A 14025-nucleotide genomic window follows, 5' to 3' on the forward strand; every position below is an offset into this window, starting at 1 on the left:
ACGGGCATGGGCATGGGCACGGCCGTACGGAAGGGGCGGCACCGGAGAGATCCGGCGCCGCCCCTTCCGTGTCGGCTCGTCTACGCGGCGAGCAGCTTGCGGACGCGCTCCGCGCCGACGGCGAGCAGCAGCGTGGGCAGGCGCGGGCCGGTGTCGCGGCCCACGAGCAGGTGGTAGAGGAGCGCGAAGAAGGTGCGCTGGGCCACCTTGATCTCGGCCGGGAGTTCCTTGGCGGTGGCGTCGGCGGGGAAGCCGGCCTGCACCTTCGGGACGCCGTAGACGAGGTGGGTCAGGCCGTCGAGGGACCAGTGGGAGTCCAGGCCGTCCAGGAGCAGGGCGATGGACTTGCGGCTCTCCTCGTCGAGTGCGGCGAGCGCCTCCGTGTCCGGCTCGGCGCGGACGATGGTGCGCGACTCGGCGGGCACGTACTTGGAGATCCAGGTCTCGGCCTTGTCGAGCCGGGGGCGGACGGCGGACAGGTCCGTGACCGGGTCCTGCGGGTCGAGCTCGGCGAGGATGCGCAGCGTCTGGCGCTCGTCCCCGGCCGTCACGTCGGCGACGGACGCCAGCGTGCGGTAGGGCAGCGGGCGGTCGGTGCGCGGCAGTTCACCGGCGGCGGTGCCGACGGCGCGGCTGTACGCGGCCGCGTCGGCGGGCAGGACGCTGCCGTCCGCCACCTTCCCGGCGAGCTTGTCCCACTCGTCGTAGAGCCGCTGGATCTCCTGGTCGAAGGCGATCTTGAACGACTGGTTGGGGCGGCGGCGGGCGTAGAGCCAGCGCAGGATCTGCGGCTCCATGATCTCCAGCGCGTCGCCCGGGGTCGGCACGCCGCCCTTGCTGGACGACATCTTCGCCATCCCGCTGATGCCGACGAAGGCGTACATCGGGCCGATCGGCCGCTCGCCGCCGAAGAGGGTGACGATCTCGCCGCCGACCTGGAACGACGAGCCGGGCGAGGAGTGGTCGACGCCGGACGGCTCGAAGATCACGCCCTCGTAGGCCCAGCGCATCGGCCAGTCGACCTTCCAGACCAGCTTGCCGCGGTCGAACTCGCTGAGCCGGACGGTCTCGGTGAAACCGTCCAGGGTGCAGGTGTAGCTCAGCTCGGTCGTCCCGTCGTCGTAGCCGGTGACGGTGGTGAGGTCCTTGCCGCACTGGCCGCAGAACGGCTTGTACGGGTAGTAGCCGCCCGCGCCGCCGCTGCCGTCGTCCTCGGCCGCGGCGCCGGAGCCCTCGGCGGCCTCCACCTCGGCCTCGTCCTGCGGCTTCTGCTGCTTCTTGGCCGGGGCCTTCTTGGTGCGGTACTGGTCGAGGATCGCGTCGATGTCGCCCCGGTGCTTCATCGCGTGCAGGATCTGCTCGCGGTAGACGCCCGAGGTGTACTGCGCGGTCTGGCTGATGCCGTCGAACTCGACGCCGAGCGCGGCGAGCGCCTCGACCATGGCGGCCTTGAAGTGCTCCGCCCAGTTCGGGTACGCCGATCCGGCCGGGGCCGGCACCGAGGTGAGCGGCTTGCCGATGTGCTCGGCCCAGGAGGCGTCGATGCCGGGCACGCCGTTCGGGACCTTGCGGTAGCGGTCGTAGTCGTCCCAGGAGATCAGGTGCCGCACCTGGTACCCGCGGCGGCGGATCTCGTCGGCGACCAGGTGCGGGGTCATGACCTCGCGCAGGTTGCCCAGGTGGATCGGGCCGGACGGGGAGAGGCCGGAGGCGACGACGACCGGTTTGCCCGGGGCGCGGCGCTCCGACTCGGCGATGACGTCGTCCGCGTAGCGGGAGACCCAGTCGGTACTTTCCTGGGTTCCCGCGCCGTTGCTCTGGGCTGCCACGATCGGTCGGCCTTTCGGTTCGGGTGGGCTGTGCGTCCGCCTATTGTCCCAGGCGGCCGGGGCGGAACGGAAACGCGTTCCGCGGGGCGGGCATCACCTCCCTGCCCGGCCGCGCCCCGGTGAGCCCCTCGCGCAGTTCCCCGCGCCCCTGAGATGCGCACTGCGTGCGCCCTCTCAGCGGCCCCTGGGGCTGCGGCGGAGCCGCATGCTCTGGGGGCGCGGGGAACTGCGCGCCCAGCCCCCACCGGAGCCGCGGCCGGGCACGAAGGGCGAAAACCCCTTTGCGGCCCCGTGGGATACTGACCGGAACCAACGAACCAGCCCCGACCAGAACGGCAGCCCATACCCATGGCCCCGGTCACGTCCATCACCGCCGCAGTCCACCGGCACCTCTCCGACGCCCTCACCACCGCCCTCCCGGAGACCGTCGGAGACCCACTGCTGCGACGGAGTGACCGTGCCGACTACCAGGCCAACGGCATCCTGGCCCTCGCCAAGAAGGCCAAGGCGAACCCGCGGGAGCTGGCCGCGCAGGTCGTCGAGAAGATCGTCCACGGTGACCTGCTCGCCGGCGTCGAGGTCTCCGGCCCCGGCTTCCTGAACGTCACGGTCACCGACCGGGCCATCACCGAGACGCTCGCGGCGCGCGCCGCCGACGGTGACCGGCTCGGCGTGCCGCGCAAGGAGCACCCGGGCGTCACGGTCATCGACTACGCGCAGCCGAACGTGGCGAAGGAGATGCACGTCGGCCACCTGCGTTCGGCCGTCATCGGCGACGCGCTGCGCGCCATGCTCGACTTCACCGGCGAGAAGACGATCGGCCGCCACCACATCGGCGACTGGGGCACCCAGTTCGGCATGCTCATCCAGTACCTGATCGAGAACCCGGGCGAGCTGGCCCCGGCCGACGAGGTCGACGGCGAGCAGGCCATGTCGAACCTGAACCGGATCTACAAGGCCTCCCGGGCCGTCTTCGACGCGGACGAGGAGTTCAAGGAGCGGGCCCGCAAGCGGGTCGTCGCGCTCCAGTCCGGCGACAAGGAGACGCTGGAGCTGTGGCAGCGGTTCGTGGACGAGTCGAAGGTCTACTTCTACTCGGTCTTCGAGAAGCTCGACATGGAGATCCGGGACGAGGAGATCGTCGGCGAGTCGGCGTACAACGACATGATGCCGGAGACGGCGCGGCTCCTGGAGGAGTCGGGTGTCGCGGTGCGCTCGGACGGCGCGCTCGTCGTCTTCTTCGACGAGATCCGTGGCAAGGACGGCGATCCGGTGCCGCTGATCGTGCAGAAGAAGGACGGCGGCTTCGGCTACGCGGCCTCCGACCTCTCCGCGATCCGCAACCGCGTCAAGGACCTGGACGCGACGACGCTCCTGTACGTGGTGGACGTACGGCAGTCGCTGCACTTCAAGATGGTCTTCGAGGCGGCCCGCCGGATGGGCTGGCTCGGTGACGACGTCACCGCGCACAACATGGGTTACGGCACGGTGTTGGGCGCGGACGGCAAGCCGTTCAAGACGCGTGCGGGTGAGACGGTCCGCCTCGAGGACCTCCTCGACGAGGCGGTCGAGCGGGCCACCGCGGTGGTGCGCGAGAAGGCGGAGAAGGTCGGCCTGACCGAGGAGGAGATCGTCGAGAACGGCCGGTACGTCGGGATCGGCGCCGTGAAGTACGCGGATCTGTCGACGTCGGCCAACCGGGACTACAAGTTCGACCTGGACCAGATGGTGTCGCTGAACGGCGACACGAGCGTGTATCTCCAGTACGCGTACGCGCGGATCAGGTCGATCCTGCGCAAGGCGGAGGGGTCGAGCCCGGCCGCGCACCCGGAGATCGCCCTCGCCCCGGCGGAGCGCGCGCTCGGCCTGCACCTGGACGCCTTCGGCGATCTGCTGGCGGAGGCGACGGCCGAGTACGCGCCGCACAAGCTGACGGCGTACCTGTACCAGCTGGCGTCGCTGTACACGACGTTCTACGACCAGTGCCCGGTGCTGAAGGCCGACACGGCGGAGCAGCGGGAGAACCGCCTGTTCCTCTGCGACCTGACGGCTCGGACGCTCCACCAGGGCATGGCCCTGCTGGGCATCCGGACCCCCGAGAAGCTCTAGCCGTTCAGGGCCCGGCCCAGCCGGGTCAGCCCCTCCGCGATCTCTTCCGGCGTCTGCGTCACGAAGCACAGGCGCAGGGTCGTGGGGTCGGGGTCGGTGGCGTAGAACGGGGCGCCCGGGACGTACGCCACCTCGTGCGCGACCGCCTTGCTGAGCAGGGCGGTCGTGTCGTGTCCGGGTCCTTGGGGCAGCCGCGCCCACAGGAACATGCCGCCTTCGGGGCGGGTCCAGGTGGAGCCCGCCGGGAGGCAGCCGGGCAGGCCCGCGAGCATCGCGTCGCGGCGCCTGCCGTACTCCCCCGCCACCTTCGCGACGTGCGCGTCCAGGTCGCGGGTGACCAGATAGCGGGCGGCGGCCAGCTGGTTGGCGGTCGGGGTGTGCAGATCGGCGGCTTGTTTGGCGACGGCGCAGGCGCGGCGCAGCTCCTCCGGCGCCCGCAGCCAGCCCAGGCGCAGGCCCGGCGCCATCACCTTGGAGAACGAGCCGAGCAGGACCGTGCGGTCCCGGGCGGCGTCGTCGGCGGCGATCCAGCCGACGCGGTCGCCCGCGAAGCGCAGCTCGCCGTACGGGTCGTCCTCGACGATCCACAGGCCGCGCCGGGCCGCGACCGCGGCGACGGCCGCGCGGCGGGCGGCGGGCAGGGTGCGGCCGGTGGGGTTCTGGAACGTCGGCACCGTGTACAGGAGTTTGGGGCGGTGCTCGGCGACGAGCGCGTCGAGGGCGGCCGGGTCGATGCCGTCGTCGTCGCAGGGCACGCCGATGACGCGGGCCCCGGCGAGGCCGAAGGCCTGAAGTGCCGCCAGGTAGCAGGGGCTTTCGACGAGGACGGTGTCGCCGGGTTCGAGCAGCGCCGTCGCCAGGAGGGAGAGGGCCTGCTGTGATCCGGTGGTGACCAGCAGGTCGTCGGGGTCGGTGGGCAGTCCGCGGGCGGTGGTGCGCGCGGCGAGCGCGGCGCGCAGGGCGGGTTCGCCCTCGGTGGTGGAGTACTGCAGGGCGCGCTGCGGCTCGTGCGTCAGGACGTGGTCGAAGGCGGCCGCTATGCCGTCGGTGTCGAAGAGTTCGGGGGCCGGGAGGCCGCCGGCGAAGTTGATGAACTCCGGGCGGGCCGTGACGGCGAGGATGTCGCGGATCGGCGAGCCGCCGGCGGCCGCGGCGCGGGCGGCGAACGGCGGGGTGGGCGCGGCGGGCCGGGACGTCGTGGGGCGCGGGTCGCTGGCGGTCATGGCGGGCGGCTCCTTCGGGCGGCGGTCTTGCGGGGACCCTACGGAGGCGGCCGCACGGCGCACACGGGTTTCCGCGATCCGGACGTCCCGGGGCGGGCCGGGCCGCAGCGGCGCGCGGTGGGAGGGGGCGGCGGCGCCCACCCCGGCCTGCGCCCTGCCCGCGTGCCCCGTCAGCCCGTCTGTTCCACCCGCTCGATCCACTCGCTGCCGCCCAGCGGGTAGTCGTAGCCGGGCCGGCCCGTCGCGGCGCTGGTGCGGAAGGGGGTGCCGTTGTTGTCGATGTGGGCCGTGCCCCGGCGGGTGCCGCTGGACCACTCGATGGTCAGGTCCCAGCGGACGTCGTGGGCCTTGGTGTGGGCGGTGACGTAGAAGACCTCCGGGTCGGTCTCGCTGACCTTGTACGGGAAGTCGCGCTGGCCGTTCTTGGCGGTGACGGTGGGGCTGCCGTTGTCCAGGTCGACGTCGAAGGACTTGGTGAACACGTTGCCGCCGCAGCCGACGCCCATCGAGTAGTCGTTCCAGGCGAGCGGCGCGGCCTTGCCGAGGACGCGGACGTGCATCTTCTCCAGGACGACGGTGTCGCTGCCGGTGCCCTGGAGAGTGAGCGCGACCTCCTGCTCGTCGGCGGAGACGGCCCCGTACGCGGCGGCCCAGCGCGGGGCGTCCTGCTCGGTCGGGGCGGGCGGTCCGACCTGTTCGGGGCGGCTGTTCACCAGGAAGTGCTGGCTGCACGGACTGTCGTAGACGTAGGGCCGCGTGGCGACGTTCAGCAGGGTGCCGCCGCCGCTGCCCGCGGCGCCGCCGCCCGCGCCGTGCTTGCCGGTCGCCCGGGCGGTGGGCCGCGCCGGGGCGCTCGCGGAGGGCGTGCGGCTCGGCGTGCCGCGCTTGGACGCGGAGGCGGATACGGAGGCGGAGGGTGACGCCGGGTCGTCCGCGGCCGTGGCCCCGGCCGGCGTCCGGTCCGCCCGGTCGCCCTGGGCGCCGTCGCCGGACCCGGACAGGTTCACGGCGAGCACGACGGCGGCGACGACGGCCACCGCACTGGCCCCGGCAACGCCCGCGGCCCACCCACGCCGACGCCGCGCCCCGCCCACGCCCCCACCATCGGTGACGACGGGACCCTCAGCCTCGGAGGACCCACCCGGCGCACCCCCGGAAGATCCGCCCGAGCCACCACGCGACACGGCCCCGGAAGGACTGCCCACACCGTCACCCGGGACGTGGCCCTCCGGGATCCCACCGAACGGGAACGCACCACCCGGGCCCCCGCCACCCGCCGCGTCAAGGGACGGGGTCATGCCACCCGGAGTCTCGCCGCCCGGGGTCATGCCACCCGAGGCCCCACCGGACGGGGTCTTGCCGCCCGGAATTTCGCTGTCCGGGCCGTTGCCGCCCAGGGCCCCGCCCCCCGAAGTGCCACCCGACGGGGCCATGCCACCCGGCCTCTTGCCGTCCGGGGTACCACCGGACGGCGTTGAGCCGCCCGGCGTTTCGCCGCCCGGAGTCACACCATCCGAGGTCCCACCGCCCGAGGTCGTCCCGCCCGAAGTGCCACCGGACGAGGTCGCACCGCCCGGAGTCACGCCGCCCGAAGTGCCACCGGCCGGGGTCATGCCGCCCAGAGTCTCGCCGCCAGGGCTTCTGCCCCCCGAAGTCCCACCGCCGGAGGTGCCACCGCCCGAGGTGCCACCGGACGGAGTCCCACCGCCCGGAGTCACACCACCCGACATGCCACCGGACGGAGCCCCACCGCCCGAGGTCGTCCCGCCCGAAGTGCCACCGGACGAGGTCACATCGCCCGGGGTCGCCCCACCCGAGGTCACCCCCTCCGGCGTCTCACCGGACGGCGTCTCACCGGCACCGGCACCGGACAGCGTCTCACCGCGCGGGCCATGGGCGCCCCCGCCATGCCCGCCCGGCGCCCGCTCCGACCCGGCAACCGGAGCCGCCCCCTCCGCACCTGCCGCCCCCACACCCGTACCCGCACCCGCGACCACCGCCCCGGTCGCCCCTGGCTCCCCCTTACGCCCCCGCCCCGCATCCGCCAGGATCCAGTGGCGGTGCAGCGTGACGAGTTCCTCGGGGGTCGCGCGGCAGGCCCGGGCGAACCGCTCGACCGGCGCGTACTCGTTCGGCACCGCCGTCCCGTTGCAGTACCGGTGCAGCGTCGACGTGCTCATGTGCAGCCGCTTGGCCAGCACCCCGTAACTCAGCCCCGAGCGGTCCTTCAGCGCGCGCAACTGCTCCGCGAAGTCGTCCGCCATCTCCCCCTCATTCCTTCCCCGCGTCCCGTTCGGCCGTTCCAGGGGACGGATAAAACCCCTGGTCAGAGCCTGTCCCAGCGTTCCGGCGTCCCTGACTTCCCGCCGGCCGTGGCGGCTGGGACGGATCACCCCGCAAGCTCCGGTCATCCAAGCACCACACCCACTGAACCACCGAAGGGGCTCCACCACATGAACAGCATCCGCACCCCCCGCGCCCGTCTCGTCACCGCCGCCGCCTCCGTCGTGATCGCCGCGCTCTCGCTGACCGCGTGCAACGACGGAACGGGCGTCAAGGACGAGGGCGCGTCGTCCGGTTCGGCGGCCGGCCCGGCCGCGACGCACTCGCCGTCCGCCCCGGCCGCCTCCCCCTCCGCCGACGGCGCGAAGGACGCGCAGGGCTCGCGGGGCTCGCAGGCAGGCCAGGGCAACGCCGCGAAGCCGACGGCCGACGCCGCCCCGTCCCGGGCCACGAAGGCGCCGGGCGCCACCAAGGCCCCGGGCGCCGCCCGCAAGTTCGTCACCTGCGAGGGCTCCGTCACCAAGACGGTCGCGGCTCCCCTGTCCCGCCCCATCAACCACATGCTGCTCACCGTCACCAACACCGGCAGCAACCCCTGCTTCCTCTACGGCTACCCGGCCGTCCGCTTCGGCGAGGCCCAGTCCGTGCCGCCGGTCGACGAGAGCACCCAGCCGCAGGCGGTCGTCACGCTGGAGCCGGGCCAGTCCGGCTACGCCTCCGTGCGGCTCTCCGGCGGCAACGACGGCAGCGGTTCGAACGGCTACACCGCCAGGTCCCTGGCGGTGTACTTCCAGGGCCGCTCCGGCAACGAGAGCGTCGGCTCGGGCGCCCACCCGGCGCTGCCCCCGAAGGGCGTCTACGTCGACGACACCCTGGAGGTCACCTACTGGCAGCAGTCGATGGACTCCGTCCTGAGCTGGTGACGGCCGCTTCCGCCGCCGCCCCCGGCGTCTGGCAGGCTCGGACCATGTCCCTGCCCCACGTCGACGAACTGGCCGCCCGCGCGCGGTCCCTGGCCACCCCCGGCGGCCCGCGCCGTGTCCTCGGCATCGCAGGTCCGCCGGGCGCGGGCAAGTCCACGCTCGCCGGGCAACTGGTGAGCGCCCTGGACGGGCGGGCCGCCCTCGTCCCCATGGACGGCTTCCACCTCGCCGACGCCGAACTGGCCCGGCTGGGCCGGGCCGGCCGCAAGGGCGCGCCGGACACGTTCGACGCGTACGGGTACGCGGCGCTGCTGGCCCGGCTCCGCGCTCCGCGCCACCCGGACGAGACGGTCTACGCCCCGGCCTTCGAACGCGAGCTGGAGCAGCCGGTCGCCGGGTCGCTGCCGGTCCCGCCGGACGTCCCGCTGGTCGTCACCGAGGGCAACTACCTGCTGCTCGACGAGGAGCCCTGGTCCACGGCGGTGCGCCCGCTCCTGGACGAGGTGTGGTGGGTGGCCGTGGACGAGGCGCTGCGCGTCGACCGGCTCGTCGCCCGGCACGTCGCCTTCGGCAAGTCCCCGTCGGCGGCCCGCGCGTGGGTGCTGCGCTCGGACGAGGCGAACGCCCGCCGCGTGGCCTCCGGCCGGGACCGCGCGGACCTGGTGGTGGACCTGGACACGGGCCGCACGAACACCCCGCCGCCCGGCCCGGACCCGCGCCACCACTGAACCGCCCCCGTCGGGCGGCCCGGCTTCCGGACACCGCGCCCCGCGGACCCGGCACAAGACCACCCCGCGGACCCGGCACCAGAGCCCCCCGCGGCCCCCGGTCTCACCCGGTGCGCGTGCGCGTACGCAGCTCCCCCTTCAGCACCTTCCCGGACGCGTTCCGGGGCAGCTCGCCGACGAACTCGACCGCACGCGGCACCTTGTAGTTCGCCATCTCCCGGCGCGCCCAGGCGATCAGGTCGTCCCCGCTCAGCACCGCGCCCCGGCGGCGCACCACGTACGCCTTGCCGACCTCGCCGAGCCGCCCGTCCGGCACCCCGACGACCGCGACGTCGGCGACGCCCGGGTGCAGGCCGAGGAGCTGCTCGATCTCGGCGGGGTAGGCGTTGAAGCCGCCGACGATGTACATGTCCTTGAGGCGGTCGGTGATCCGGAGGTAGCCGCGGGCGTCGAGGACGCCGACGTCGCCGGTGCGCAGCCAGCCGTCCTCGGTGACCGCCTCCGCCGTCGCGGCCGGGTCCTCGAAGTACCCCCGCATCACGTTGAAGCCGCGGACCAGGACCTCGCCGGGTTCTCCGGGCCCGGCCGACGCCACCCGCAGCTCGGTGCCGGGGATCGCCCGCCCCGAGGTCCCCGCGGTCAGCTCCGCCGGGTCGCCGCGCCGCCCCATGGTGACGATGCCGCTCGCCTCCGACAGGCCGTACGCGGTGAGCACGGTGTCGATGTGCAGCTCCCCGCGCAGCCGCTCGACGAGGCGCAGCGGCACCACGGCGGCGCCCGTCACGACCAGGCGCAGCGCGGAGAGGTCGTGGGCGTCGCGGCCCGGGTGGTCGAGCAGGGCCTGGTGCAGGGTGGGCGGGCCGGGCAGGACGGAGATGCGCTCGGCCGCGATGTTGGCGAGGACCGTGTCCACGTCGAAGACGGGCTGGGGGACCATCGTCGCGCCGCGCATCAGGCAGGCGATGATCCCCGCCTTGTAGCCGAAGGTGTGGAAGAAGGGGTTGACGATCAGGTACCGGTCGCCTGCGCGCAGGCCCGCGAGGTCCGACCAGATCGCGTAGCCGCACAGGGTCTGCGCGTGGGTGATGACCGCGCCCTTGGGCCGCCCGGTGGTGCCGGACGTGAAGATGATGTCCGACGCGCAGGACGGGGTGATCGCGGCGGCGCGCGCGCGGACCGCGGCGCCCGGCACCGGGTCCCCGGCCGCCAGGAACTCCTTCCAGGTTTGGTACCCCGGTGCGGCGGGCGCGCTGTCGCCGAGCACCACCACCTGTTCCAGGTACGGCAGTTCGGCCCCGGCCTGCTGGGCGCGGCGCAGTGAGGCCACGTACGACGTGCCGAGGAAGGTGCCGGTGACGAAGAGGAGGCGGGCGCGGCAGCGGGCCAGGACGTCGGCGGCCTCGGCGCCCTTGAACCGGGTGTTGAGGGGGACGAGGACGGCGCCCGCGGTGACCGCGCCGAGGGCGCTGACGATCCAGTCGAGGGTGTTCGGTGCCCAGAGGGCCACCCGGTCGCCGGGCTCGGTCCCGGCCGCCAGGCAGGCGGCGGCGGCCCGCTCGACGCGCTCGCCCAGCTCCGCGTAGCTGATCCGGGTGCGCCCCTCGACGACGGCCTCGCGCGCGCCGTGCCGCCCGGCCGCGTCCCGGACCAGCTCCGGGATCGTCCCCCACTCGCCGCCCTCACGCATCGAACGACCTTCCGCCGCACCGCAGCTGACTAACCGTCAGATTAGCTGTAACCTGACGCGCTGTCAGCACACGCGGAAGCAGGCGGGGGTGGCCATGGCGCACGCGGCGAGCGGGATCACGGTGGGGATCAAGGACACGACGGCCGTCGTCGGCATCGGCCAGACCGCTTTCGCGAAGCAACTCCCCGAGTCCGAGAAGACCTTGGCGTGCCGGGCGGTCCTCGCCGCGCTCGACGACGCGGGCATCGCCCCCGCCGAGGTCGACGCCTTCGTCTCCTACACGATGGAGGAGACGGACGAGGTGGAGATCGCCAAGTCCATCGGCGCGGGCGACGTCACCTACTTCAGCAGGGTCGGCTACGGCGGCGGCGGTTCCTGCGCGACCCTCGCCCACCTCGCCGCCGCGATCACCACCGGCCAGGCCACCGTCGGCGTCGCCTGGCGCTCCCGCAAGCGGGGCAGCGGCCCGCGCCCGTGGCGCGACACCGCCGTCCAGCTCCCCACGCCCGCGCAGTGGACCCGCCCCTTCGGCCTGCTGCGGCCCGCTGACGAGATCGGCCTGCTGGCCCGCCGCTACATGCACGAGTACGGCGCCACCCGCGACCACCTCTTCAACGTCGCCCTCGCCTGCCGCAACCGGGCCAACCAGAACCCGGCCGCGATGATGTACGAGCGCCCCCTGACCCGGGACATGTATATGACGGCCCGCTGGATCAGCGAACCGCTCTGCCTCTTCGACAACTGCCTGGAGACCGACGGCGCGCTGGCCTGCGTCGTCGTCTCCGCCGAACGGGCCCGCGACTGCCGCCGGAAGCCGGTCTACGTGCACGCGGCCGCGCAGGGCCTGCCCGCCCAGCACCACGGCATGGTCAATTACTGGAACGACGACCCGCTGACCGGCCCCGCCTGGACGGCCGCCCGGCACCTGTGGAAACACGCCGACCTCACCCCCGAGGACGTCGATGTCGCGCAGATCTACGACGCGTTCACCCCGCTCATCCCGCTCTCCCTGGAGGGCTACGGCTTCTGCGGGCGCGGCGAGGGCGGCGCGTTCACCGAGGGCGGCGCCCTGGAGACCGGCGGCCGGCTGCCGCTCAACACCGGGGGCGGCGGCCTCTCCGAGGCGTACGTCCACGGCTTCAACCTCATCACCGAGGGCGTCAGGCAACTACGCGGCACGAGCACGGCCCAGGTCCCCGGCGCCCGCACCTGCCTGGTGACGGCGGGCGAGGGCGTGCCGACCTCGGCAGTACTCCTGACAACGGCCTAGACAGCGCCCCGCAAGGGGCGCGGGGAACTGCGCGACGAGCCACGACGAGAGCCGCACCCGACGAAGGACCGAACATGGCAGACGCGACGGAGACAGCCCCCCTGCTCACCCCCACCGCCGACGACGACGGCGCCCCCTTCTGGGCCTACGCCGCCCGGGGCGAACTCCGCATCCAGACCTGCGCGAACCCCGCATGCGCGGAACTCCGCTTCCCGCCCCGCCCCTGCTGCCCGCACTGCCACTCCTTCGACAGCGCGTGGCGCAGGATGAGCGGGCGCGGCAGGATCTGGTCCTACGTCGTCCCGCACCCGCCGCTGCTCCCGGCCTACGCTGCGCAGGCCCCGTACAACGCGATCGTCGTCGAACTCGCGGAGGCCCCCCGCATCCGCCTCGTCGGCAACCTGGTCGCGGCCGCCGACGCCCGTCTCGACTCGGTCGACCCCGCCCGCATCCGTATCGGCGCGCGGGTCCAGGCCGTCTTCGCGCGGGTCGGCGACGTCACCCTGCCCCGCTGGGTCCTGGAGCGGCCGTGACCCTGCGCACCGAGACCGACACGGCGGCCGGGGTCGCCGTGGTCACCCTGGACCGCCCGCACCGGCACAACGCCATCGACGCGCCCACGGCCCGCGAACTGGCGGCGGCCTGGAGGGAGTTCCGCTTCGACGACCGGGTGCGGGCGATCGTGCTGACCGGCGCCGGCGACCGCGCGTTCTGCACGGGCGTCGACCGCGCCACCGACGTCCCGCAGCCGGACTCGCCCTTCTCGGCGGATGACCCGCTCCTCACGATCGGCCCCAAGGCCAACGACCTGTGGAAGCCGGTGATCGCCGCCGTGCGCGGCATGGCCTGCGGCGGGGCGTTCTACCTGCTGGGCGAGGCGGAGTTCGTGGTCGCGGACGAGACGGCCACGTTCTTCGACCCGCACACCACGTACGGCATGGTCAGCGCGTACGAGTCGGTGTACCTGGCGCAGCGCATGCCGCCCGGCGACGTGGCGCGGCTCGCGCTGCTCGGATCGGCGGAGCGGATGTCGGCGCGGCGGGCCCTGGAGACGGGCCTGGTCAGTGAAGTCACCCCGCCCGGCGAGGCGTTGGCGGCGGCGCTGCGCTGTGCCCGCACGATCGCCGGGTATCCGGCGGCGGCGGTGCAGGGCACGGTGCGGGCGGTGTGGGCGGCCACGGAGGCCGCCCGCGCCCATGCCTTCGCCCAGGCCCCGCACCTGATCGCCCTCGGCAACCTGCCCCCCGCCGGCCAGGCGGAGCTGTTCGCCGCCCGGACCCCGGGCGGCTACCGCGTGCGCTGAGCGCGGTCACACCACGGTGGCGTCCCGGTCGACCGCGCAGTGCTCCACCCGTGCGGCCCGGTCGGCGCTGCCCACCGGCACCCGCACGGTGACCTTGTCCTTCGCGCCCGCCTTGACCTCGTGGTACGTGTCCTTCACGGTGGCGCCGGAGGCGTCGGTGAAGGTGACGTGCACGGCGAACCGGACGCGCCGGGCGTTCGGGTTGCGCACCTCGACGGTGGCGTAGGGCCGGCCCGCGCCGGCGCAGGTGATCAGGCGCGCGGTGCCCTCCTGCGCGGTGCGGCCGCTGCCGGACGCGGACGACGTCGGCGTGGACCGGTACCCGGGCCGCCGGTTGTAGCTACTGCCGCCGGTGCCGCTGCCGTACCGGTCGTCGTCATCGTCGTCGTACGTGGACCCGGTCGAGCCGGTCGAGCCCGACGAGCCGTAACTTCCGCCGGAAGTCGACGAGTTCGACGAACTGCCGTGGTTCTGCGAGGAGCTGCTGCACCCGCCGCCTCCCCCGCTGCTGCTGTGGTGCCCCCGCGAATGCCCCCGTCCGGTGGAGAACCCCGTCAGGGCCAGCACCACCATCGCCGCTACCGCCGTCAGCTTCATTCCCCGTTTCATCACGCCCGGGACCCTACCCCGTGGGCGTCCCGCCCATGGCCGCGTGGCACCCCCGACCCAC

General features: G+C 73.8%; 10 protein-coding genes and 2 pseudogenes. 6 read left to right on the plus strand and 6 right to left on the minus strand.

The window, feature by feature from the left end:
- Window positions 1-80 precede the first annotated feature (80 nt).
- Window positions 81-1829 (minus strand): lysine--tRNA ligase, encoded by a 1749-nt coding sequence (gene lysS, locus ABZY33_RS17940; RefSeq protein ID WP_356492548.1) that lies wholly within the window; start codon window positions 1827-1829, stop codon window positions 81-83.
- A 348-nt stretch (window positions 1830-2177) separates the two neighbouring features.
- Here lysS and argS point away from each other — a divergent pair, with 348 nt between their 5' ends.
- Window positions 2178-3938, plus strand: a complete 1761-nt coding sequence (gene argS / locus ABZY33_RS17945) for an arginine--tRNA ligase (protein ID WP_356492549.1) — start codon at window positions 2178-2180, stop codon at window positions 3936-3938.
- Here the strand turns inward: argS and ABZY33_RS17950 are convergent.
- The 3 genes and pseudogenes from ABZY33_RS17950 to ABZY33_RS17960 form a co-directional block, all read right to left on the minus strand.
- Window positions 3935-5161, minus strand: coding sequence for a PLP-dependent aminotransferase family protein (locus ABZY33_RS17950; RefSeq protein WP_356492550.1), 1227 nt, complete (start codon window positions 5159-5161; stop codon window positions 3935-3937). The two genes, argS and ABZY33_RS17950, sit on opposite strands and share 4 nt — an antisense overlap.
- A gap of 170 nt (window positions 5162-5331) precedes the next feature.
- Window positions 5332-6222, minus strand: a pseudogene (locus ABZY33_RS17955) (transcriptional regulator); the annotation flags it as partial.
- A 954-nt stretch (window positions 6223-7176) separates the two neighbouring features.
- A pseudogene (locus ABZY33_RS17960) lies at window positions 7177-7425 on the minus strand (helix-turn-helix transcriptional regulator); the annotation flags it as partial.
- Window positions 7426-7614: 189 nt separating this feature from the next.
- Here ABZY33_RS17960 and ABZY33_RS17965 point away from each other — a divergent pair.
- Together ABZY33_RS17965 and ABZY33_RS17970 are read left to right on the plus strand one after the other, a co-directional pair.
- Window positions 7615-8367 (plus strand): DUF4232 domain-containing protein, encoded by a 753-nt coding sequence (locus ABZY33_RS17965; protein WP_356492551.1) that lies wholly within the window; start codon window positions 7615-7617, stop codon window positions 8365-8367.
- 44 nt (window positions 8368-8411) lie between these two features.
- Window positions 8412-9095, plus strand: a complete 684-nt coding sequence (locus tag ABZY33_RS17970) for a nucleoside/nucleotide kinase family protein (protein ID WP_356492552.1) — start codon at window positions 8412-8414, stop codon at window positions 9093-9095.
- 103 nt (window positions 9096-9198) lie between these two features.
- On the opposite strand, the gene ABZY33_RS17975 is transcribed toward ABZY33_RS17970, so the two are convergent.
- Window positions 9199-10782 carry a FadD3 family acyl-CoA ligase gene (locus tag ABZY33_RS17975; protein WP_356492553.1) on the minus strand — a complete coding sequence of 528 codons (1584 nt, stop codon included), beginning with the start codon at window positions 10780-10782 and terminating at the stop codon, window positions 9199-9201.
- 94 nt (window positions 10783-10876) lie between these two features.
- Between ABZY33_RS17975 and ABZY33_RS17980 the strand changes: the two genes are divergently transcribed.
- The 3 genes from ABZY33_RS17980 (at window position 10877) to ABZY33_RS17990 (ending at window position 13355) form a co-directional block, all read left to right on the plus strand.
- Window positions 10877-12052, plus strand: coding sequence for a lipid-transfer protein (locus tag ABZY33_RS17980; RefSeq protein WP_356492597.1), 1176 nt, complete (start codon window positions 10877-10879; stop codon window positions 12050-12052).
- 74 nt (window positions 12053-12126) lie between these two features.
- Complete coding sequence (locus ABZY33_RS17985) at window positions 12127-12585, plus strand: OB-fold domain-containing protein (RefSeq protein ID WP_356492554.1); 459 nt, start codon at window positions 12127-12129, stop codon at window positions 12583-12585.
- Complete coding sequence (locus ABZY33_RS17990) at window positions 12582-13355, plus strand: enoyl-CoA hydratase/isomerase family protein (RefSeq protein WP_356492555.1); 774 nt, start codon at window positions 12582-12584, stop codon at window positions 13353-13355. Before ABZY33_RS17985 ends, ABZY33_RS17990 begins: the two co-directional genes overlap by 4 nt.
- A gap of 6 nt (window positions 13356-13361) precedes the next feature.
- On the opposite strand, the gene ABZY33_RS17995 is transcribed toward ABZY33_RS17990, so the two are convergent.
- Window positions 13362-13964, minus strand: a complete 603-nt coding sequence (locus tag ABZY33_RS17995) for a hypothetical protein (protein ID WP_356492598.1) — start codon at window positions 13962-13964, stop codon at window positions 13362-13364.
- Between the last annotated feature and the right edge of the window lie 61 nt (window positions 13965-14025).

The sequence above is a fragment of the Streptomyces sp. NPDC006552 genome (assembly GCF_040611655.1).
Taxonomy (GTDB): Bacteria; Actinomycetota; Actinomycetes; order Streptomycetales; family Streptomycetaceae; genus Streptomyces.

What these genes read in the sequence shown, in the direction of transcription:
- ABZY33_RS17985 (WP_356492554.1), top strand. Translation starts at nt 12,127, where the DNA reads ATGGCAGACGCGACGGAGACAGCCCCCCTGCTCACCCCCACCGCCGAC.
- ABZY33_RS17995 (WP_356492598.1), bottom strand. Translation starts at nt 13,964, where the DNA reads ATGAAACGGGGAATGAAGCTGACGGCGGTAGCGGCGATGGTGGTGCTG.
- ABZY33_RS17965 (WP_356492551.1), top strand. Translation starts at nt 7,615, where the DNA reads ATGAACAGCATCCGCACCCCCCGCGCCCGTCTCGTCACCGCCGCCGCC.
- ABZY33_RS17950 (WP_356492550.1), bottom strand. Translation starts at nt 5,161, where the DNA reads ATGACCGCCAGCGACCCGCGCCCCACGACGTCCCGGCCCGCCGCGCCC.
- ABZY33_RS17980 (WP_356492597.1), top strand. Translation starts at nt 10,877, where the DNA reads ATGGCGCACGCGGCGAGCGGGATCACGGTGGGGATCAAGGACACGACG.
- ABZY33_RS17975 (WP_356492553.1), bottom strand. Translation starts at nt 10,782, where the DNA reads ATGCGTGAGGGCGGCGAGTGGGGGACGATCCCGGAGCTGGTCCGGGAC.
- ABZY33_RS17970 (WP_356492552.1), top strand. Translation starts at nt 8,412, where the DNA reads ATGTCCCTGCCCCACGTCGACGAACTGGCCGCCCGCGCGCGGTCCCTG.
- argS (WP_356492549.1), top strand. Translation starts at nt 2,178, where the DNA reads ATGGCCCCGGTCACGTCCATCACCGCCGCAGTCCACCGGCACCTCTCC.